Genomic DNA, 21,819 nt, shown 5'->3' with positions numbered 1-21,819 from the left:
CCTCGCCCCCCACGCCTCTCTCGCCTCCCTCGTCAAGGAGAACAGCGCATGACCAACTCGGAAGCGGGCCAAGCCGCGCCGGTGCGCCGCGTGCTCGCGGTGATCCCCGCGCGCGGCGGCTCCAAGGGCGTGCCCGCGAAGAACCTCCTCCCGGTCGGCGGCGTGCCGCTGGTGGCCCGCGCGGTGCGCGAGTGCCGCGCCACCCGCCTCGTGACGGACGTCGTCGTCTCCACCGACGACCAGGCCATCGCGGCGGCCGCCCGCCAGGCCGGCGCCGAGGTCGTGCTGCGCCCCGCCGCCATCGCCGGGGACACCGCCACCTCCGAGGCCGCCGTCCTGCACGCCATGGACACCCACGAGGCGCTGCACGGCTCTCCGGTCGACGTGGTGCTGCTGGTCCAGTGCACCAGCCCGTTCATCATCCGCGAGGACGTGGACGGCGTCGTCAACGCGATCGTCGCGAACGGCGCGGACACGGCGCTGACCGTGGCCCCCTTCCACGGCTTCGTGTGGCGCGACGGCGACGACGAGCCCACGGCCGCGGTGGCCGCCGGGACCGGGCGCGCGGCCCTCGACGGCGGCTCCGACACCCTGGTCGCGGACACCACCACCAGCGGCGGCTACGGCATCAACCACGACAAGTCCTTCCGCCCGCGCAGACAGGACCGCCCCCAGGACCTTCTGGAGACCGGTGCCGTCTACGCCATGGAGGCGAACGGCTTCCGCAGGGCGAAGCACCGCTTCTTCGGCCGCACCGAACTCGTGCGCACCGACCCGGCCCGCGTGCTGGAGATCGACGACCCGCACGACCTCGCCCGCGCCCGGGCCCTCGCGCCGCTCTTCGACGCGAACCGGCCCGGCACCCTCCCGACCGCAGCCGACATCGACGCGGTCGTCCTCGACTTCGACGGCACCCAGACCGACGACAGGGTGCTGATCGACTCCGACGGACGGGAGTTCGTCTCCGTGCACCGCGGGGACGGCCTCGGCATCGCGGCCCTCCGCAAGAGCGGTCTCACGATGCTGATCCTGTCCACGGAACAGAACCCGGTCGTCGCCGCCCGGGCCCGGAAGCTCAAGATCCCGGTCCTGCACGGCATCGACCGGAAAGACCTCGCACTGAAGCAGTGGTGCGAGGAGCAGGGCATCGCGCCTGAGCGCGTGCTCTACGTCGGCAACGACGTCAACGACCTCCCCTGCTTCGCCCTCGTGGGCTGGCCGGTGGCGGTCGCGAGCGCCCACGACGTCGTGCGCGGCGCCGCACGCGCGGTCACCACCGTCCCCGGCGGCGACGGCGCGATCCGAGAGATCGCCAGCTGGATCCTCGGCCCTTCTCTCGACTCCCTCGACAAGTAAGGAACGTTTCACCATGAGCAACTCCCGTCTGCGCAACTTCGGTTCGAAGACCGCCGGCCCGGGCCACCCCGTCTACGTCGTCGGCGAGATCGGCATCAACCACAACGGTGAGCTCGAGAACGCCTTCAAGCTGATCGACGCCGCCGCCGAGGCCGGCTGCGACGCCGTCAAGTTCCAGAAGCGCACCCCGGAGATCTGCACCCCGCGCGACCAGTGGGACATCGAGCGCGACACCCCCTGGGGCCGCATGACCTACATCGACTACCGCCACCGCGTGGAGTTCGGTGAGGACGAGTACCGCCAGATCGACGAGTACGCCAAGAGCAAGAACATCGACTGGTTCGCCTCCCCGTGGGACACCGAGGCCGTCGCCTTCCTGGAGAAGTTCGACGTCCCGGCCCACAAGGTCGCCTCCGCCTCCCTGACCGACGACGAGCTGCTCCGCGCCCTGCGCGGCACCGGCCGCACGGTCATCCTCTCCACCGGCATGTCGACGCCGAAGCAGATCCGTCACGCGGTCGAGGTCCTCGGCAGCGACAACATCCTGATGTGCCACGCCACGTCGACCTACCCGGCGCAGGCCGAGGAGCTCAACCTCCGCGTCATCAACACCCTGCAGGCCGAGTACCCGAACGTCCCGATCGGCTACTCCGGCCACGAGACGGGCCTGCAGACCACGCTCGCCGCGGTCGCCCTCGGCGCCGCCTTCGTCGAGCGTCACATCACCCTGGACCGCGCGATGTGGGGCTCCGACCAGGCCGCCTCCGTCGAGCCGCAGGGCCTCACCCGCCTCGTCCGCGACATCCGCACCATCGAGGCCTCCCTCGGTGACGGTGTCAAGAAGGTCTACGAGTCCGAGCTCGGCCCGATGAAGAAGCTGCGCCGCGTCACGGGCGTCGTCGCCGAGGCCGAGATCGCCGCGGCCGCGGGCGAACCCGTCTCGGTCTGAACACCCTGAATCCCTTACGACGGGACGGTCGTACGTCGATGAGCCCCCGCGCCGGTTCCGCCGGCTCCCACACTCTCGCCTTCGTCGAGAGTCCGGTACAGCTCCTGAACGTGCTGGAGTGGGCGCACACACAGGCCCACAGTGCTTCCGCGGCACCCGGCGCGGGGCTCACCCTCGTCGTCCTGTCTCCCAACGACCCGATGACCCGCGGTCAGCTGCGCCGGATGGCGGAGCTCGCCCGCGACGAGGGACACACGGTCCGCTGGGAGGAGGCGCGCGGTGGCACCACGGCCCCCTTCCACACCATCGGGGGGCTGGCTCCGCTGCTGCGCCGGGCCCGGCGGATCGTCATGGGGGACCCGTTCTCCCGCTATGTGCAGCTGTTGCTGACCATCACCCGGGCACAGGACCTGGTCGTGGTCGACGACGGCACGGCGACGATGGAGTTCGTCGCCCAGCTCGCCCGCGGTGAACGCCTGGTGCGCTGGCACCGGCGCGGCGGCCGCCCCGGGCCGCGGGACGTGCTCTTCGCTCCCGTGTCCGCCTCGGCCCGCCGCCGGCTGACGCCCTCCGACCGCCGCAAGGTCGAGGTCTTCTCCTCGATGCCGATCGAGTCGGCACCGGACGGCGTCCGGATCACCGCCAACGACTTCTCCTGGACCCGGGCCCGGTTCGGCCCGCCCCGCATCACCAAGGGCGCCGACCTGGTCGGCACCTCGCTCGTCGAGACGGGCGTGGTCGACCCGGACCGCTATCTGGAGGCGGTCCGCGCGCTCGCCAGGACGCACGGCGCGACCCGCTACTTCGCGCACCGCCGCGAGAGCGTCGACAAGCTGCACCGGCTGGCCGTCGAGACGGGCCTGGAGATCGTCCGCCCCGACCTGCCGCTCGAGCTGATCGCCCGGCGCGGCCCCATAGGACGGACGATTCTGAGCTTCCCGTCCACGGTCGTGCACACGCTGCCGCTGGCCCTGGTCGGCACCGATGTGCGCGTCGCCGTCTGCGACATCGACCCCAGCTGGCTGACGGAGAACGCCTCGCCGCGGGCCCAGGGCTTCCTGTCCGGGGTCACGGGGACGGCCCGTGACGTCCACCGCCTCTCGGCGGTCTCGGCCGTCTAGAACCGGCCGCACATCCCCGTCACGAAGGGCCCGGCACACCGTGCCGGGCCCTTCGGGTTCCTCGCCCGGCACCCATGAACAACGGAACGTGACGATCGTGTCGCGCGACGGTGACAGTCCGGAATCCGGTTGCGGTGTTGTGAGACGGTGGAGAGCACGTACGGGAATGGGCTCGGGCACGTCGGGCGTTGTCCTGTGCACATCGGCGGGCGAACCCCGGCCGAGTGGGATCGCAGCCGGTCACCCAGGCCTGTTCAAGATCCAAACGCCCGAAGAGCCGGGCGAGTTTACCCATCCTCGAAGCCGGTCATGCGCCACGCGGCCAGATTTTCTTCCCCTAACGGGCTGAACTTTTGTTGATCGTGGGTCAGTTGGCCGCCCGATCGTCCTACCCTTCAAAGGGTGAACCAACTGATGTCCCGAGAGTCCGAGGCCGATCTCCCCGGGGAGCCGCTGCTCCCCGGCGCGCTGCCCGAGGCACTGCGCGCCGAACTCGTGGCGTTCCGTCGCGACTTGCACATGCACCCGGAGCTCGGCAATCAGGAGTTCCGCACCACCGCGGCGATCAAGGCGCGCCTGGAGCGGGCGGGCCTGGAGCCGCGCGTCCTCGCCATCGGGACCGGCCTCATCTGTGACATCGGAGACCCGGACGACGTACGCCCCATGCTGGCACTGCGCGCCGACATCGACGCGCTGCCCATCCCGGACACGAAGAGTGACTGCGCGTACCGCTCGACCGTGCCCGACCGGGCCCACGCCTGCGGACACGACATCCACACGGCGGTCGTGCTCGGCGCCGGTCTCGTCCTCGCGGACCTGCATGCCCAGGGGCTGCTGCCCCGGCGTGTGCGGCTGATCTTCCAGCCCGCGGAGGAGGTGCTGCCCGGCGGCGCCCCGGACGCGATCGAGTCCGGGGTCCTCGAAGGAGTCGGGCGGATCGTGGGCGTTCACTGCGACCCGAGGGTCGACGCGGGGCGCATCGGACTGCGGCACGGCGCCATCACCTCGGCGTGCGACCGGCTGGAGGTGTCGCTCGACGGCGCGGGCGGCCACACCGCGCGCCCCCACCTGACCACCGACCTCGTCACCGCCGCCGCGCGGGTCGTGACCGACGTGCCGGCGCTCGTCGCCCGCCGCGTGGACGCCCGCAGCGGGCTCGCGGTGACCTGGGGACGCATCGAGTCGGGGCACGCCTGCAATGTGATCCCGCAGCACGCCGAGCTGTCCGGGACGATCCGCTGCCTGGACCTCGACGCCTGGCGGGCCGCGCCGGACCTCGTCCACGCGGCGATCGACGAGATCGCCAACCTCTACCGCGCCAAGTCCGAGATCAACTACATCCGGGGCGTCCCGCCGGTCGTCAACGACGCGGCCGTCACCGAGCTGCTCCGCGACGCGATGACCGCCCGGCGCGGCGCGCACTCCATCGAGGACACCGAGCAGAGCCTCGGCGGCGAGGACTTCTCCTGGTACCTGGAGCACGTGCCCGGCGCGATGGCCCGCCTCGGCGTGCGCCCGCCGGGTGACCGCACCATCCGCGATCTGCACCGGGGCGACTTCGACGCGGACGAGTACGCGATCACGGTCGGCGTCGAGATGTTCACCGCGGCGGCCCTCCTGGACGAGCGGGACTGACGGCCCGGGGCGCGGCCGGTGACTCAAGTCGCGCCCCCCGATGCCTCGCAGTAGCGTGGTGCCGAGTCATTCGTCAACAGTCACTCCGTGGAGCAGGAACCACCCGCTCCGTCACGCGGGCTCCACCTGTCGGACACAGCGTGTGATGGTCGTCGTGGGTGCTGCCTCCCCAAACGCACCTTTCGGTCCCATGGTTCACAAGGACGTAACCGGCCATCGGCACGAATGGATAACGGCCAGGCGGAATCCCGTTCCCTGGACGGTCTACGCGCGTTAATGTGCGCCGAACTCAGCACCCACTGCGGGGCTTTGGAGAATGGGGAACTTCAGATGCGTCGGATAGCCAGCCTGACCCGCGTCGCGGTGGGGGTCGCGTCGCTCGCACTCGCCGCCACGGCCTGCGGCGGCACCAGCAACGACAGCGGCAGCAGCAGCAACAGCAGCGACAGCAGCGGGGCCAAGGGCCTCGCCATCGCGTACGACGTCGGCGGCAAGGGCGACCAGTCCTTCAACGACGCCGCGTTCTCCGGCCTGGAGAAGGCGCAGAAGGAGTTCGGCTACAAGACGGCCGACATCGAGCCCACCGACAACGAGACGGACGCTGACAAGCAGCAGCGCCTGGAGTCGCTGGCCAAGCAGGGCTACAACCCGGTCATCGGCATCGGCTTCGCCTACGGTCCCGCGCTGGAGAAGGCCGCCGCGAAGTTCCCGAAGACGAGCTTCGGCATCGTGGACTCGGTCGTGCCCGGCAAGAACGTGGCCTCCCTGGTCTTCGCCGAGCAGGAGTCCTCCTACCTCGCCGGTGTCGCGGCCGCCAAGGCCACCAAGAGCAACACCGTCGGCTTCATCGGCGGTGTGGACGTTCCGCTGATCCACAAGTTCGAGGCCGGCTACACCCAGGGCGTCAAGGACACCAAGCCCGGCGTGAAGGTCCTCTCGCAGTACCTGACGCAGACCGCCGCGGAGGGTGGCTTCTCCAGCCCCGACAAGGGCAAGGCCGCCGCCGAGGGCCAGATCGAGAAGGGCGCCGACGTCCTCTACGCCGCGGCCGGTCTCTCCGGTCAGGGCGTCATCGAGGCCGCCGCCAAGGCGAACGTGTGGGCGATCGGCGTCGACTCCGACCAGTACAAGCAGGAGGCGCTGGCGGCGTACAAGGACCACATCCTGACCTCCGCGCTCAAGGACGTCGGCGGCGCGGTCTACACGCTGTCCAAGTCGGTCCACGACGGCAAGCCGCTGACCGGCACGCAGACCTTCGACCTCAAGGTGGACGGTGTCGGCCTCGCCGACAGCAACCCGAAGATGGGCGAGATCGCCGGTCTGACCGACGCCGTGGCCAAGGCCAAGGCGGCCATCGTCGACGGCAGCATCAAGGTCAAGAGCGAGTAGTCGTCGTGAGTGGCGGGTGACCGTGGCGGGCCTATCCGCCGCCACCCCCGTCGACCGGGCGATCGGACGAACGCGGTCGAAGTACAGCGGAACGGGCGGGCACCCCAGGTGCCCGCCCGTTCCGCTGTCCGTTTTCGGGGTCACCCACCGCCACGGTTCCTTTGCGATCGGCACCTCCCGGGCCCGACGGCGAGTGGCGTCGGGCACAGCCGGATAACAAGGTGGACAGAAGGGGTTTTCTAGTTGGTCTACGCGCGTTAATCTGCGGCGAAGCCAGCGCCGAAGCTGAACCGTCAGGCGCTGTACGACAGGAGCAACAACACATGCGCCGGGTTACCCGCATCGCGCTCGCAGGCACTGCGACCGCCTCTCTCGCCCTCGCTCTGTCCGCCTGCGGCGGCACCTCGACCTCCAGCTCGTCCTCGTCGGACGCGAAGGGTGACAAGGGCCTCGCCATCGCGTACGACGTCGGCGGCAAGGGCGACCAGTCGTTCAACGACGCGGCGTTCGAGGGCCTGAAGAAGGCCAAGGACGAGTTCAAGTACGACACCGCCGACGTCGAGCCCACCGACGGTGAGACGGACGCGGACAAGGAGCAGCGCCTGGTCTCGCTGGCCAAGCAGGGCTTCAACCCGGTCATCGGCATCGGTTACGCCTACGGCCCGGCCGTCAAGGCCGCCGCGGCGAAGTTCCCGAAGACCACCTTCGGCATCGTCGACGACTCCACCGTCGAGGCGAAGAACGTCGCGGACCTGGTCTTCTCCGAGCAGGAGGCCTCCTACCTCGCCGGCGTCACCGCCGCCAAGGCCACCAAGAGCAACGTCGTCGGCTTCGTGGGCGGCGTGGACGTTCCGCTGATCCACAAGTTCGAGGCGGGCTTCGAGCAGGGCGTCAAGGACACCAAGCCCGGCGTCAAGGTCCTTTCGCAGTACCTGACGCAGACCGCCCAGGAGGGTGGCTTCTCCAGCCCCGACAAGGGCAAGACGGCCGCCGAGGGCCAGATCGAGAAGAAGGCCGACGTCGTCTACGCCGCGGCCGGTCTCTCCGGTCAGGGTGTCATCGAGGCCGCCGCCGCCAAGAACGTGCTGGCCATCGGTGTCGACTCCGACCAGTACAAGCAGGAAGCCCTGGCGAAGTACAAGGACTCGATCCTGACCTCCGCCACGAAGGATGTCGCCAAGGCGGTCTACAACCTGGCGAAGTCGGTCGAGGATGGCAAGCCCGCGACCGGTATCGTTCGGGGCGATCTGAAGTCCGGTGAGGTCGGCCTGGCCGACTCCAACCCGGAGTTCAAGAGCAACACCGCGATCCAGGACGCCGTCAAGGCCGCCCAGGAGAAGATCATCAGCGGTGCGATCAAGGTCAAGACCAGCTGACGAGCAGGACCTCAGGAGCAGCCAATGCGGTCCCGGGGAAGTTCGGGTACGTCTCTGTGCCGTCCGGTACGGAGGGGTGCCTGTTCTGCCCCGGAGTCGCTTGGTAACCGCGGGGTTACGTCCGCTCAACGGGATACGAGGAGTCTGGCTCCCCGTATCCCGTTCTCGCGGCGCGTGGCCCCTTTCGTTGCCGTAGGGGCGCTACGCGCGTAGACGACCCCCTTTCCCTCAGGAGAGTGCGCCATCAACGCGTCCAGCAGCCCTCCGGCCGGCGCGGTCAACGGTCAGGCGACCGCTGTCGAACTCGCCGGGATCACCAAGCGATTCCCTGGCGTCGTGGCCAACCACGACATCCACCTCAGCGTCCGCAAGGGCACCGTGCACGCCCTCGTCGGCGAGAACGGCGCCGGCAAGTCGACGCTGATGAAGATCCTCTACGGCATGCAGAAGCCGGACGAGGGAACCATCGCCGTCGAGGGTGAGCAGGTCACCTTCTCGTCGCCCGCAGACGCCATCGCCCGCGGCATCGGCATGGTCCACCAGCACTTCATGCTGGCCGACAACCTCACCGTCCTGGAGAACGTCGTCCTGGGCAGCGAGAAGCTGTACGGCATCGGCGGCAAGGCCCGCCGCAAGATCGTGGAGCTCTCCGAGCGCTACGGCCTCGGGGTCCGCCCCGACGTCCTGGTCGAGGAGCTCGGCGTCGCCGACCGGCAGCGCGTGGAGATCCTCAAGGTCCTCTTCCGCGGCGCCCAGATCCTGATCCTGGACGAGCCCACCGCCGTCCTCGTGCCCCAGGAGGTCGACGCGCTCTTCGACAACCTGCGCGAACTCAAGGCCGAGGGCCTGTCGGTCATCTTCATCTCGCACAAGCTGGGCGAGGTCCTCTCGGTCGCCGACGACATCACGGTCATCCGGCGCGGCACGACGGTCGGTACCGCCGTCCCGTCCGAGACGACCCCGCGTCAGCTCGCCGAGCTGATGGTCGGCAGCGAGCTGCCGACGCCGGAGACGTCCGAGTCGACCGTCACCGACCAGGCCGTGATCGAGGTCGACGACCTGGTCGTCTTCGCCGCGGGCTCGGAGTCGCTGGGCAAGAGCTCGGCGAGCCTGCTCATGGACCAGGTGGAGCGCGGCGCCGTGCGGCTCGTGCTCGACCATGTCTCCTTCACCATCCACGCCGGTGAGGTGATGGGCATCGCCGGTGTCGAGGGCAACGGCCAGACCGAACTCATCGACGCGCTGATCGGTCTCAAGGGCGCCGACTCCGGTGTCATCCGCTTCCTGGGCGACGACATCACCGGCCTGTCGACGCGCAAGCGCCGCGAGGGCGGCATCGGCTACATCCCCGAGGACCGGCACCGCCACGGCCTCCTCCTGGAAGCCCCCCTCTGGGAGAACCGCATCCTCGGCCACGTCACCGAGAAGCCCAACGCCAAGGGCATCTGGATCGACATCAAGGGCGCCCAGCAGGACACCCGCCGCATCGTCGAGCAGTACGACGTGCGCACGCCCGGCATCGACGTCACCGCGGCCTCCCTGTCCGGCGGCAACCAGCAGAAGCTGATCGTCGGCCGCGAGATGAGCCACAAGCCGAAGTTCCTGATCGCCGCCCACCCCACCCGCGGTGTGGACGTCGGCGCGCAGGCGCAGATCTGGGACCAGATCCGCGAGGCGCGCCGCGAAGGACTCGCCGTCCTGCTGATCTCCGCGGACCTGGACGAGCTGATCGGCCTGTCCGACACGCTCCGGGTGATCTACAACGGCAAGCTGGTCGCGGACGCCGACCCGTCCACCATCACCCCGGAGGAACTCGGCTCGGCCATGACCGGCGCCGCCTCCGGACACCTGGAGAACGAGGAGCTCGCCGAACAGGCCGAGCTCGAAGAGCCCGCCGAGACCCCGGCAGACGCCCCGGAAGACGAGGCCCGCTGATGAAGAAGTTCGACAAGGAGCGCCTGCTCCTCGGGGTGGCCGGACCGGTCATCGCGCTCGTCGTCGCCGTGGCACTGACCTCGGTCGTGCTGCTCGCCTCGGGCCAGAACCCGTTCGAGCCGTACACGCTGATGTTCCAGCAGGCGACGTACTCCGACATCCAGGTCCTGATCATCAACCAGGCCTCGCTGTACTACATCGCGGCGCTGGCGGTGGCCATCGGCTTCCGGATGAACCTGTTCAACATCGGTGTGGACGGCCAGTACCAGCTCGCCGCCATGATGGCCGCGATCGTCGGCGCGCACGTCGCGCTGCCGGCCGCGCTCCAGGTCCCGCTGCTCATGGTGACCGCCATCTGCACCGGGGCCCTCTGGGCCGGTATCGCCGGTGTCCTCAAGGTCACCCGCGGAGTCAGCGAGGTCGTCGCGACGATCATGCTCAACGCGATCGCGGTCTCGGTCATCTCCTACCTGTGGCTGCCCGACGTCTTCGGCGTCAAGCTCGGCAACAACAACACCACCGGCGAGATGCACAAGTCGGGCTGGGTTCCCGGCTTCGACATGGGCGAATCGGGCGAGATCTACGGTCTGGTCATCCTCGCGGTGGTCCTCGGCATCGGCTACTGGATCGTCCTCAACCGCACCCGCTTCGGCTTCGACCTGCGCGCCTCCGGCGCCTCCGAGTCCGCCGCCGCGGCCAGCGGTGTGAACTCCAAGCGCATGGTGCTCACCGCGATGCTGCTCTCCGGCGGTATCGCCGGTCTCGCGGGTCTGCCGATCCTGCTCGGCGACACGCACACCTACAGCCTGAACTTCCCGACCGGCATCGGCTTCCTCGGTATCGGTATCGCACTGCTCGGCCGCAACAGTCCCGTGGGCATCGCCTTCGCGGCCCTGCTGTGGGCGTGGCTGGACAAGGCCTCGCCCGAGCTCGACTTCCACGGGTACGACAAGGAGATCGCGGTCATCATGCAGGGCCTGATCGTGATCGCGGTCGTCGTCTCGTACGAGGCCGTGCGCGAGTGGGGTCTGCGCCGCCAGCAGCGCCGTGTCGGCGCGGAACTCGCCGCGGGCAACGTCCTCGGCGGCTCCAACAACACCGAGAAGGAGGTGGCTGGCCGATGACCACCGCAACCGACGTCAACCAGCCCACGCTGCAGCCCGCGGCTCCCGGCAGCCGCCGGATGTCGCTTCCCGTCCTCCTGCTGGTGATCGCGGGCGGCCTGGCGCTCACCTCGATCGTCCGCATCATCACCGGCGCCGACGGCATCACCAACGTCAGCCAGATGTCCACCGCGCTGGAGCTGGCCGTCCCGATCGGCCTGGCCGGTCTCGGCGGTCTGTGGGCCGAGCGCTCGGGCGTCGTCAACATCGGCCTCGAAGGCATGATGATCCTCGGCACCTGGTTCGGCGCCTGGGCCGGTTACCAGTGGGGCCCGTGGACCGGCATCCTGATCGGCGTCATCGGCGGCGCCATCGGCGGTCTGCTGCACGCGATCATGACGGTCACCTTCAACGTCAACCACATCGTCTCCGGTGTGGCCATCAACATCCTGGCGCTCGGTGCCACCCGCTATCTCTCCCCGCTCGCCTTCGAGGGCGTCCCGGGCGGCTCGGCCAAGCAGTCCCCGCCGGTCGAATCGCTCGGCCAGTTCACCGTGCCAGGGCTCTCCGACTGGCTCAGCACCCTGAACTCCAAGGGCTGGTTCTTCGTCTCGGACCTCGCGGGTCTGCTCGGCGGCCTGGTCACCGACGTCTCCTGGCTGACCCTGATCGCCGTCGCACTGATCCCCGCCACCTGGTGGATCCTGTGGCGCTCCCCGTTCGGTCTGCGCCTGCGGTCCTGCGGTGAGAACCCGATCGCGGCCGAGTCTCTCGGCGTGAACGTCTACAAGTACAAGTACATCGCCGTGATCATCTCCGGCGGTCTGGCCGGCCTCGGCGGTGTCTTCCTCTCCATCGTCGCCAACCCCTTCTACCTGGAGGGCCAGACCGCCGGCCGCGGCTACATCGGTCTCGCCGCGATGATCTTCGGCAACTGGATGCCCGGCGGACTCGCCCTGGGCGCGGTCCTGTTCGGCTACACCGACAGCCTCAACCTGCGCGGTGGCTCGGAGAACGTCCACGCCCTGCTGCTGCTCGGCGCCATCCTGCTCGCCATCGGCGCGATCTGGCTCGCGGTCAAGAAGAAGTACGTGTCCGCCGTCATCACCCTGGTCATCGGCGTCCTCGTGTTCCTCTGGTACTCCATGACCAACGAGGTGCCCAGCCAGATCGTCTCCGCCACGCCGTACGTCATCACCCTGCTCGTCCTCTCACTGTCGGCGCAGCGCCTGCGCATGCCGAAGGCGGACGGTCTGCCGTACCGGAAGGGACAAGGCAAGTGACCTCCGGCGCGGAGCCCGCGGGCGTCGACTGGGAGGAGCTGCGGGAGGTGGCCCGTACGGCGATGTCCCGCGCGTACGCCCCCTACTCGGAGTACCCGGTCGGCGCCGCCGCCCGCGTCGACGACGGCCGGATCATCTCCGGCTGCAACGTCGAGAACGCCTCCTACGGGCTCGCGCTGTGCGCCGAATGCGGTCTGGTCTCCGAGCTGCACACCACCGGCGGCGGCCGGCTGACGCACTTCACGTGTGTCGACGGGCGGGGCGAGATCCTCGTCCCGTGCGGTCGCTGCCGGCAGCTGCTCTTCGAGTTCGGCGGGCCCGGACTGCTCCTGGAGACCCCGGCCGGGATCGTGCCGCTCTCCGAGATGCTCCCGCAGGCCTTCGGCCCCGGTCATCTCACCAAGTAATGCCCCGCGGCCCCTCCTGATCGACTGATCCCAGGGAGGGGCCGCTCATCTTTTCGGAAGGAACGCCATGGCCATGGACGCCGTCTCCGTCATCCGCACCAAGCGGGACCGCGCCGAACTCAGCGATCCGCAGATCGACTGGGTCATCGACGCGTACACCCGTGGCGAGGTCGCCGACTACCAGATGGCCGCCCTCAACATGGCGATCCTGCTCAACGGCATGAACCGCCGTGAGATCGCCCGCTGGACGGCCGCGATGATCGCCTCGGGCGAGCGCATGGACTTCTCGTCCCTGTCCCGCCCGACCGCCGACAAGCACTCCACGGGCGGCGTCGGCGACAAGATCACGCTTCCGCTGGCCCCGCTGGTCGCCGCCTGCGGTGCCGCGGTGCCGCAGCTGTCCGGGCGCGGCCTCGGCCACACCGGCGGCACCCTGGACAAGCTGGAGTCCATCCCGGGCTGGCGCGCGCTGCTGTCCAACGAGGAGATGCTGCACGTCCTCGACACCACGGGCGCGGTCATCTGCGCGGCCGGTGACGGCCTCGCCCCGGCCGACAAGAAGCTCTACGCGCTCCGCGACGTCACCGGCACGGTCGAGGCCATCCCGCTCATCGCCTCCTCCATCATGTCCAAGAAGATCGCCGAGGGCACGGGCTCGCTGGTCCTGGACGTGAAGGTCGGCTCCGGCGCCTTCATGAAGACCATCGAGGACGCCCGCGAGCTGGCCTCGACGATGGTCGGCCTGGGCACGGACCACGGTGTGAAGACGGTCGCGCTGCTCACCGACATGTCGACGCCGCTCGGTCTGACCGCGGGCAACGCGCTCGAGGTCCGCGAGTCCGTGGAGGTCCTCGCCGGTGGCGGCCCCGCCGACGTCGTCGAGCTCACCATCGCCCTGGCGCGCGAGATGCTCGACGCGGCCGGAGTGAAGGACGCCGACCCGGCGAAGGCGCTCGCCGACGGCTCCGCGATGGACGTGTGGCGCCGCATGATCGCCGCTCAGGGCGGCGACCCGGACGCCGAACTGCCCACCGCGCGCGAGCGGCACGTCGTGAGCGCCCCGGCCTCGGGTGTGCTGACCCGTCTGGACGCGTACGACATCGGTATCGCCGCCTGGCGCCTGGGTGCCGGACGTGCCCGCAAGGAGGACCCGGTGCAGGCCGGCGCGGGCGTCGAGCTGCACGCCAAGCCGGGCGACACGGTGACGGCGGGCCAGCCCCTGCTCACCCTCCACACGGACACCCCGGAGCGCTTCGAGTACGCGCTCCAGGCGGTCGAGGGCTCGTACGACATCGCGGCGGCGGGCACGGACTTCACGTCCACCCCGATCGTGCTGGACCGGATCGCCTGATCGGGCCACCCACTCCGCTCCGCGACGGGGACCGGCGCTCTCGCGCCGGTCCCCGTCGCGTCTCACCCGAGCACGGCCGCGATCACGACGAGCACCGGCACGGCCAGGATCGTCGAGAGCAGGATCGACTCGCGAGCCAGGGTCTCGCCGACCCGGTAGCGCGAGGCGTACGTGAACAGGTTCTGCGCGGCGGGCAGGGCCGAGGTGACCACCACGTCGAGCAGCGGCGCGCCGCGCAGACCGAACACGCCGACGGCCAGCGCCCAGGCGGCCAGCGGCTGGCCCACCGACTTCAGCACGACGGACAGCAGCACCGGACCCCGGTCCGAGCCGCGGCCCGGCAGGCTGCTGCCGCACAGCGAGATCCCGAACGCCAGCAGCACCGCGGGCACCGACATGCCGCCGATCAACTGGAGCGGATCCAGAATCGGGTCCGGCACGGTCAGACCGGTCGCCGACACCGCGACACCGCTCAGCGAACCGACCGCGATGGGATTGCGCAGCGGGGTGACCAGCCGCCGCCACAGCGGACCCTTCTCGCCCGCCGCGGACAGGTCGAGGACGGTCAGGGCGATCGGCGTGACCATGATCTGCTGGAACAGCAGCACGGGTGCCACCAGCGAGGCATCGCCCAGCACGTACACGGCGATCGGGATACCGAGGTTGCCGGAGTTGACGTAACTGGAGCAGAGCGCGCCGATCGTCGTCCGGCCGAGGCCCCAGCGGCGTCCGCACCCCACCGCGACGAACACCCCGGCCGCCGCGGCCGTGCTCATCGCCGTGACCAGCAGCCGGCTGGAGAAGATGACCGACAGGTCGGCCTGCGCGAGCGTCGTGAACAGCAGCGCGGGCGAGGCCACGTGGAAGGCGAGCTTCGTCAGCACCTCCCGCCCGTTGTCCCCGAGGTGGCCCCGCCGTCCGATGACGTACCCGACGCCGATGACGACGGCGATGACCGCGAAGCCCGTCAACACCCCTTGCACGGCGCCTCCTCGGCGTGGAGGAAGCCGTCGGATATCGCGGGCGGAACTGATTCATGGGGCATGCATCCAACCCAACGGGGAGGAGCGGGCGCGGGTCAATGTGATCCTCCGCGCCGCCCGCGATGAGTTCCGTGCCCGCGGCCGGTCTACTGACTGTGGATTCCGCGACACCCGCCGTACTCGTGCTGCCAGGACTCGTCACCCGGGACGAGGTGCCCCGGCTCTGCGACGACGTCCGCGCACTCCTCGAGGTGACCGGGGCCGGGGTCGTGGTCTGTGACGTCGCGGGCCTGGGGCCGCCCGGCCTCGCCGCCGTCGACGCCCTGGCGAGACTGGAGCTGGCGGCCCGCCGGGCCGGAGGCCGGATACGCCTGCGCGACCCGGACCCGGCCCTGCGGGCCCTACTCGACCTGGTCGGCCTCCGCTTCGAGACCTCCGGCAGCTCCGGCTCCCGCGACTCCGTGGGCGGCGACGGCTCCGGGGCCTTCGGCTCCTTCGGGTCCGTCGAGGTGGAGCGGGAGCCCGAAGAGCGGGAACCAGCGGGCCGTGTCCAGGAAACAGTGGAACCCGGTGATACGGCCCTTTGAGATCTCCAGCGCCTGCACCGCCCAGGGCGTGTAACCGCCCGCTTCCTCGTCCGGCTTGTACTGGGCGAAACCCGGCAGGCCGTTGACCTCGACCGGGATCAGGCGCGATCCGGTGCAGGCGGCGCCCAGCGTCGTCATGAAGCCGGTGATGTCGTCCGTACCGCGCAGCCACAGGTCGAACGGCGGCATCGTCATGATCGCGTCCTCGTGCAGGAGCGCCGTCAGAGCCGTCATGTCGTACCCCTCGAACGCCGCCACATAGCGCTCCAGGAGCTTCTGCTGCTCCTCGTCGAGCGGGTCCGAGGTGGCGGCCTCCGCGCCCGCCCCCTCGCTCTCGGCGAGGGTGGCGCGGGCCCGCTGGAGCGCGCTGTTGACCGACGCGACCGTGGTGCCGAGCAGCTCGGCGACCTCGCTCGCCCGCCACGCGAGCACCTCGCGCAGGATGAGCACCGCCCGCTGCTTGGGCGGCAGCTGCTGGAGGGCCGCCATGAAGGCGAGCCGCACCGACTCCTTGGCGACCGCCGCCTCCGCCGGGTCACCGGCCGCGGGCGGCAGCACCCGCGCGTCGGGCATCGGCTCCAGCCAGGTGTTGTCCGGGCGGGGGGTGAGCGCCGCCTGGGCGAGCGGCGAGGGGGCCGTGAGATCCATCGGACGAGCCCTTCGGTTGCCCGCGTTGAGCATGTCCAGGCAAACGTTCGTCGCGATCCGGTACAGCCAGGACCGCATCGAGGAGCGGCCCTCGAACTTGTCGTAGCTGCGCCAGGCGCGGACCATCGTGTCCTGCACCGCGTCCTCGGCCTCGAAGGACGAGCCGAGCATGCGGTAGCAGTACCCGGTCAGCTCGACCCGGTGCCTCTCCAGCCGGACATCCAGGTCCGCCGTCGTCGCCGTACCGTCACTCATAGCCAACCCACCCCTGTGGCTGTTCCGTTCCGCGCGTCGTCGCGCCGGCACTTCGGAAGCTACCGCAGCCCACTGACAATGGCGTGCGGAGCGTGGAAAGGCGCAGGTCACAGGGGGTGTTTCGGAGAGGGTTCCGGGCTCAGTGGGCCAGGGCGGGCGCGCGACGGGACGCGGCGCGGGCCGCGTGGGAGCCGAACAGGGTGATCGAGACGACACCCAGAACCGCGAGCAGCCCCATGGTCACCGTGCCCGCCCAGCCCCCCGCGTGGAAGGCGACCGCGCCGAGCGTGCTGCCGGCGCTGGAGCCGACGTAGTACGCGGACTGGTAGAGGGCCGAGGCCTGCGCCCGCCCCTCGCGCGCGGTGTGGCTCACCGACGACGACGCCACCGCGTGGCCCGCGAAGAAGCCCGCCGTGATCAGGACCAGGCCGAGCAGGACCAGCGCCAGGGAGTCCCCGAGCGAGAGGAGCAGACCGGCGGTCGTGGTGCCGCCCGCCAGATAGAGGGAGCCGCGGCGTCCGACCCGGCCGACCAGACGGCCCGCCGTCGACGCCGACACCGTACCGACCAGGTAGACCAGGAAGATCGAGCCGACGATGCCCTGAGGGAGGGAGAAGGGCGCCTCGCCGAGGCGGTAGCCGATGACCGTGTAGACCCCGCCGAACACCGTCATGAACAGCGCGCCGATCGCGTACAGCCGGCACAGCAGCGGGTTCGCGAGATGGTCGCGCACCGTGCGGGCCAGGACCCGCGGCCGCAGCGAACCCCGCGCGAAGTGGCGCGGCGCCGGGAGCAGCAGCCGGAAGGCCACCGCGCAGCCCACGGCGATCAGCCCGATGGTGCCGACGGCCACCCGCCAGCCCCACTCCTGCGCGACCCAGCCGGTGATGACCCGCCCGCTCATCCCGCCGACGCTGTTGCCCGCGACGAACAGACCGATCGCGGTGATCAGCGCCTTGGGGCGGACCTCCTCCGCCAGATACGCCGTCGCCGACGCCGGAAGCCCCGCCAGCGCCGCGCCCTGCACCGCCCGCAGCGCCACCAGCGCGCCGATCGACGGCGCGAAGGGGACCAGGAGACCGACGGTGACCGCCACGGCCAGGGACGCCGTCATCAACGTACGCCGCCCGAAACGCTCCGACAGGGCGCTCATCGGGAGGACGAAGAGCGCCAGTCCGCCCGTCGCGGCCGACACCGTCCAGCTCGCCTCGCTCGCGCTCACCCCGAAGTCCGCGGAGACCAGCGGGAGCAGGGCCTGGGTGGAGTAGAGGAGCGCGAAGGTCGCGACGCCCGCGAGGAAGAGGGCGAAGCTCATCCGGCGGTAGCCGGGCCCACCGGGGGCCATACGGGAGTCGGTGACAGGGACGGAGGATGCGGCGCCCACGGTGGTGGACGCCTCGGTACTGGCGGAAGGCATGCCTCGAACCTAAGGACCCGTCGTTCATCCGTCCAATGCATGGAATCGCCATAATCGTTCCCATGGTGCATCAGCAGAGGTCAGAAGCTCACCTGTCACCGTTCAGTGACACAGAAGACAGCGCGCACATGTCGAGGCTGCTCGCCCCGCGCCTCGCGTACTTCGCCGGCGTGGCCCGCACCGAGCACGTCACCCGGGCCGCGCAGCAGATGCAGGTCCCGCAGTCGACGCTGTCCAGGGCCATGGTCCGGCTCGAACAGGACCTGGGCGTCGACCTGTTCACACGCCGCGGCCGGACGGTGTCGCTGACCCCCGCGGGCCGCACCTTCCTCTCCTCCGTGGAGGGGGCCCTCGCCGAGATCGAGCGGGCCGCCGACACGGTGCGCGCGGACGCCGACCCGGCCACCGGCAAGGTCGCCTTCGGCTTTCTGCACACGATGGGCTCGGAGACGGTGCCCGGGCTGATCCGCGCCTTTCGCGCCGACCATCCGCGGGTCCGCTTCAGCCTCGTGCAGAACTACGGGGAGGCGATGCTGGAGCGGCTGCGTTCGGGCGAGCTGGACCTGTGCCTCACCTCGCCGGTGCCGGACGCGCCCGATCTGGTGGGCCGCCGGCTCGACGAGCAGAAGCTCCGCCTGGTCGTGCCCGCCGACCACCCGCTCGCCTCCCGCAAGCGCATCCGCCTCGCCGAGGCGGCCGACGAGACCTTCGTGACCCTGGAGCCGGGCTACGGGATGCGCCGGATCACCGACGACCTGTGCCAGGAGGCGGGGTTCAGGCCGCGTATCGCGTTCGAGGGGGAGGAGGCGGAGACGCTCCGGGGTCTCGTCGCCGCCGGGCTCGGGGTCGCTCTGCTGCCGCCACCGGCCGTCGCCCGCCCGGGAGTTGTCGAGCTCACGGTCACCGCCCCGCGCGCCGTGCGCGAGATCGGTGTCGCCTGGCTGGACGGCCACCCGGACACCCCGCCGGTGGCCGCCTTCAAGAAGTTCCTGCTGTCCCGGCGCGGCCACCTCCTGCCCGACTGACAGCCGTAGGCAGGCCGGCTGCCCGCCCGAGTGACCGCCGTAGGCAGGCTGCCCGCCCGAGTGACCGCCGTAGGCAGGCTGCCCGCCCGAGTGACCGTCGTAGGCAGGCTCGCTGCCCGCCCGGTTCGCTGCCCGCCCGGCCCACTGTCCCAACGACCCGCTGCCCGAACGACCCCGCCCCCGGCACCCCGTCGACCCCGCCCGCTCGCAGACCCCGCCCGCTCGCCGGGAGAGCCCGACCCCGCCCGCTCGGAGACCCCGCCCCCTCGTCGGGAGAGCCCGCCACCGGAGTCGCTCGCCGTGGAGCTCGCCGCTCGGCGGGACCCGCGACCGCTACCGCCGGAGCGACTGTCCGAAGCCCGCCGCCAGCGGCATCCGCAGGCCCAGGGGCGGCGGCGCGGCGAACGCGTCCTCGACCGGGCGGGAGAAGGCGTGCCCGAACAGCGCGCCCAGCACGAAGTCCTGCGCGAGGGCCAGGACTTCGTGCCGGTGCTGGTGCAGCGCGTGCCCGTCCGAGTGGACCTCGAAGCGGCAGATGCCGCGGTTGGCCTTCTTGGCGCGCGCCGCGAGCCGGAACGACAGCTCCGGGTCGGTGCGCTCGTCGTTGGTGCCGTGCACGATCAGCACGCGCCGCCCGGCCAGCTGCTTCACCGGTTCGGGTGGCGCGGCGACGTCCTCCTCGGGCAGCCAGGGTGCCAGCGCGAGCACGGAGTTGACGGCCGTGTGCCCGCCCGCGCGCAGCGCCGCCCGGCCGCCCATGTCGATGCCGGCCAGGCACACGGGGACGTCGCCGTAGCGGCGGACGACCTCGTCCGCGGCCCAGGACGCGTCGGCCGCGAGATGCGCCTCGCTGCCGTTCCAGCCGCGGACCCGGTAGTGCACCACGTGGGCGACCAGGCCCTCGGCGCTTCCCGCGCGGGTCAGACGGCGTCCCAACGCGCGTACGGAGGCGGTCGCCATCATGGGGGAGGGTCTGCGGGCCGAGGTCTCCTCGCCGCCCGGCAGCAGCAGAACAACTCCGCTGACCGCCGACGGCTCAGGGCCGAACGCCCTCCCCAGCCGGGCCCTGCGAACCGGCGTCGCTTGCTGTGCCATGACAGAACAGTGTCAGAAGCAAGGGTGTACGCCACCCGTCCGCACGGTCACCGTTACGTATCGACGGATTCGTACAACAGGAGATCTACGCGCGTAGGGGCTAGAGTGCGAAAATGACGAGCCAGATCCGGAACACCCCGAGCTCGGAACAGATCCGCCGGGCGCCCAAGGTCCTGCTGCACGACCATCTCGACGGGGGACTGCGCCCCGGCACGATCGTCGAACTCGCCCGGGAAACGGGCTACTCCAACCTCCCCGAGACCGATCCCGGCAAGCTCGGGCTCTGGTTCCGTGAGGCCGCCGACTCCGGTTCGCTGGAGCGGTACCTGGAGACCTTCGCCCATACCTGCGCCGTCATGCAGACCCGCGAGGCGCTGGTGCGGGTCGCCGCCGAGTGTGCCGAGGACCTCGCCGAGGACGGAGTCGTCTACGCCGAGGTGCGGTACGCGCCCGAGCAGCACCTGGAGGGCGGGCTCAGCCTCGAAGAGGTCGTCGAGGCGGTCAACGAGGGCTTCCGGGAAGGGGAGCGGCTGGCCCGGGAGAACGGTCACCGCATCCGGGTCGGCGCACTGCTGACCGCGATGCGGCACGCGGCCCGTGCCCTGGAGATCGCGGAACTCGCGAACCGCTACCGCGACCTGGGCGTCGTCGGCTTCGACATCGCGGGCGCCGAGGCCGGGTTCCCGCCCACCCGGCACCTGGACGCCTTCGAGTACCTCAAGCGCGAGAACAACCACTTCACGATCCACGCCGGCGAGGCGTTCGGTCTGCCGTCCATCTGGCAGGCCCTCCAGTGGTGCGGCGCCGACCGGCTCGGGCACGGCGTGCGCATCATCGACGACATCGAGGTGCGGGAGGACGGATCGGTGCAGCTCGGGCGGCTCGCGTCGTACGTCCGCGACAAGCGCATCCCGCTGGAGCTGTGCCCCAGTTCCAATCTCCAGACCGGTGCCGCCGACTCGTACGCGGCGCACCCCATCGGGCTGCTGCGGCGCCTGCATTTCCGCGCGACCGTGAACACGGACAATCGGCTGATGTCGGGAACGAGCATGAGTCAGGAATTCGAGCACCTTGTCGAGGCGTTCGGTTATTCACTCGACGACCTGCAGTGGTTCTCGGTCAATGCTATGAAGTCAGCATTCATTCCTTTCGATGAACGACTGGCCATGATCAATGACGTGATCAAGCCCGGATATGCAGAACTGAAGTCCGAATGGCTGTTCCAGCAGACTGCCTCGACCAGCGGTTCTGTAGGAGATCAGGCCTGATCGGAGCGGGTGGGAAGCGGCCGGGTCTTCACTTCTTCTCCATGACTCGGCCGCTTTTCGATGTTTGCGGAGGGCGGGTTTGCGTGTTTACGGTTTTGGACCGCTCACATCCCCATGTCACCCATCCAAGGACGCATTCATAATGAAGCAGTCTGCTGCCAAGACCCTCGGTGTCGCCGCTCTCGGCGCCGCTTTCGCCGCTGCCGGCGCGGGCGCCGCGAACGCCGCCCCGGCCGTGCCGGACGCCTCCTCGGCGCTGGACACCGTCACCAGGACGCTGCCCGCCGAGAACGTCACCAAGGCGCTCCCCGGTGCCGGTGAGGCGCTCGCCCAGGGCCAGAGCGCGCTCGGCACGGGTGTCTCCGCCGCCCAGCCCGCCGCCGCGCGTCTGCTCGCCGACGGGCCGGCCGCGCCCGTCGCCGGACTGCTCGGAGGGCTGCCGGTGCAGGGGCTGCCCACGCACGGCCTGCCGCTGAACGGCATTCCGCTGGGCTGAGGCTCTCCGCCGGACCGAGAAGGCCCCCTGCCTGTCCGAGCGAGGGGCCTCCGGGCCGTACGGGCGCCGGCTGGACGAAACGCCGGTGGGGCGCACCCTCGTCGGGTGCGCCCCACCGGCGTTCGCCGTCTGCCGTCCGT

18 protein-coding genes and 1 pseudogene are annotated in these 21,819 nt (G+C 70.5%); 15 read left to right on the top strand and 4 right to left on the bottom strand.

What is annotated here, in order from left to right:
- Positions 1 to 48 precede the first annotated feature (48 nt).
- From OOK38_RS08885 to OOK38_RS08835, 11 genes are all read left to right on the top strand, one after another.
- Positions 49 to 1,356: an N-acylneuraminate cytidylyltransferase gene (locus OOK38_RS08885; protein WP_266762011.1), complete on the top strand. Its 1,308-nt coding sequence runs from the start codon at positions 49 to 51 to the stop codon at positions 1,354 to 1,356.
- A gap of 13 nt (positions 1,357 to 1,369) precedes the next feature.
- Positions 1,370 to 2,305 carry an N-acetylneuraminate synthase family protein gene (locus OOK38_RS08880; RefSeq protein ID WP_266848308.1) on the top strand — a complete coding sequence of 312 codons (936 nt, stop codon included), beginning with the start codon at positions 1,370 to 1,372 and terminating at the stop codon, positions 2,303 to 2,305.
- Positions 2,306 to 2,343: 38 nt separating this feature from the next.
- Complete coding sequence (locus tag OOK38_RS08875) at positions 2,344 to 3,426, top strand: hypothetical protein (protein WP_266762013.1); 1,083 nt, start codon at positions 2,344 to 2,346, stop codon at positions 3,424 to 3,426.
- Positions 3,427 to 3,840: 414 nt separating this feature from the next.
- A complete protein-coding gene (locus OOK38_RS08870) occupies positions 3,841 to 5,061 on the top strand; it encodes an amidohydrolase (protein ID WP_266765824.1) in 1,221 nt (406 codons plus the stop codon).
- 330 nt (positions 5,062 to 5,391) lie between these two features.
- Positions 5,392 to 6,450, top strand: coding sequence for a BMP family protein (locus tag OOK38_RS08865; RefSeq protein ID WP_266762014.1), 1,059 nt, complete (start codon positions 5,392 to 5,394; stop codon positions 6,448 to 6,450).
- 323 nt (positions 6,451 to 6,773) lie between these two features.
- On the top strand, positions 6,774 to 7,826 hold the full coding sequence (locus tag OOK38_RS08860) for a BMP family protein (protein ID WP_266762015.1): 1,053 nt from the start codon (positions 6,774 to 6,776) through the stop codon (positions 7,824 to 7,826).
- 243 nt (positions 7,827 to 8,069) lie between these two features.
- Entirely contained in the window at positions 8,070 to 9,761 is a 1,692-nt protein-coding gene (locus OOK38_RS08855) for an ABC transporter ATP-binding protein (protein ID WP_266765825.1), read from the top strand.
- Entirely contained in the window at positions 9,761 to 10,885 is a 1,125-nt protein-coding gene (locus OOK38_RS08850) for an ABC transporter permease (protein WP_266762017.1), read from the top strand. Before OOK38_RS08855 ends, OOK38_RS08850 begins: the two co-directional genes overlap by 1 nt.
- Positions 10,882 to 12,147, top strand: coding sequence for an ABC transporter permease (locus OOK38_RS08845; protein WP_266762018.1), 1,266 nt, complete (start codon positions 10,882 to 10,884; stop codon positions 12,145 to 12,147). Before OOK38_RS08850 ends, OOK38_RS08845 begins: the two co-directional genes overlap by 4 nt.
- Positions 12,144 to 12,554, top strand: a complete 411-nt coding sequence (locus OOK38_RS08840) for a cytidine deaminase (RefSeq protein ID WP_266762020.1) — start codon at positions 12,144 to 12,146, stop codon at positions 12,552 to 12,554. Before OOK38_RS08845 ends, OOK38_RS08840 begins: the two co-directional genes overlap by 4 nt.
- 67 nt (positions 12,555 to 12,621) lie before the next feature.
- On the top strand, positions 12,622 to 13,905 hold the full coding sequence (locus tag OOK38_RS08835; RefSeq protein WP_266762022.1) for a thymidine phosphorylase: 1,284 nt from the start codon (positions 12,622 to 12,624) through the stop codon (positions 13,903 to 13,905).
- Between the two features lie 62 nt (positions 13,906 to 13,967).
- Here OOK38_RS08835 and OOK38_RS08830 read toward each other — a convergent pair whose 3' ends face one another.
- Entirely contained in the window at positions 13,968 to 14,888 is a 921-nt protein-coding gene (locus OOK38_RS08830; protein WP_266762024.1) for an AEC family transporter, read from the bottom strand.
- Between the two features lie 122 nt (positions 14,889 to 15,010).
- Here OOK38_RS08830 and OOK38_RS08825 point away from each other — a divergent pair.
- A pseudogene (locus tag OOK38_RS08825) lies at positions 15,011 to 15,250 on the top strand (hypothetical protein); the annotation flags it as partial.
- Positions 15,251 to 15,289: 39 nt separating this feature from the next.
- Here OOK38_RS08825 and OOK38_RS08820 read toward each other — a convergent pair.
- Complete coding sequence (locus OOK38_RS08820) at positions 15,290 to 16,378, bottom strand: sigma-70 family RNA polymerase sigma factor (protein ID WP_266762026.1); 1,089 nt, start codon at positions 16,376 to 16,378, stop codon at positions 15,290 to 15,292.
- Positions 16,379 to 16,517: 139 nt separating this feature from the next.
- On the bottom strand, positions 16,518 to 17,795 hold the full coding sequence (locus tag OOK38_RS08815) for an MFS transporter (protein ID WP_266762028.1): 1,278 nt from the start codon (positions 17,793 to 17,795) through the stop codon (positions 16,518 to 16,520).
- A 62-nt stretch (positions 17,796 to 17,857) separates the two neighbouring features.
- Between OOK38_RS08815 and OOK38_RS08810 the strand changes: the two genes are divergently transcribed.
- Positions 17,858 to 18,820, top strand: a complete 963-nt coding sequence (locus OOK38_RS08810; RefSeq protein ID WP_266762030.1) for a LysR family transcriptional regulator — start codon at positions 17,858 to 17,860, stop codon at positions 18,818 to 18,820.
- Positions 18,821 to 19,153: 333 nt separating this feature from the next.
- On the opposite strand, the gene OOK38_RS08805 is transcribed toward OOK38_RS08810, so the two are convergent.
- Positions 19,154 to 19,915, bottom strand: coding sequence for an alpha/beta hydrolase (locus OOK38_RS08805; RefSeq protein WP_266762032.1), 762 nt, complete (start codon positions 19,913 to 19,915; stop codon positions 19,154 to 19,156).
- Between the two features lie 113 nt (positions 19,916 to 20,028).
- Here OOK38_RS08805 and OOK38_RS08800 point away from each other — a divergent pair, with 113 nt between their 5' ends.
- On the top strand, positions 20,029 to 21,183 hold the full coding sequence (locus OOK38_RS08800; protein ID WP_266762034.1) for an adenosine deaminase: 1,155 nt from the start codon (positions 20,029 to 20,031) through the stop codon (positions 21,181 to 21,183).
- 142 nt (positions 21,184 to 21,325) lie between these two features.
- Positions 21,326 to 21,679 carry an ATP-binding protein gene (locus tag OOK38_RS08795; RefSeq protein ID WP_266762036.1) on the top strand — a complete coding sequence of 118 codons (354 nt, stop codon included), beginning with the start codon at positions 21,326 to 21,328 and terminating at the stop codon, positions 21,677 to 21,679.
- Positions 21,680 to 21,819: the final 140 nt, after the last annotated feature.

The sequence above is a fragment of the Streptomyces sp. NBC_00568 genome, from assembly GCF_026341855.1.
GTDB lineage: Bacteria > Actinomycetota > Actinomycetes > Streptomycetales > Streptomycetaceae > Streptomyces.
The sequence above is the reverse complement of the archived record's forward strand: the minus strand, read 5'-3'. Positions and strand labels throughout refer to the sequence as shown.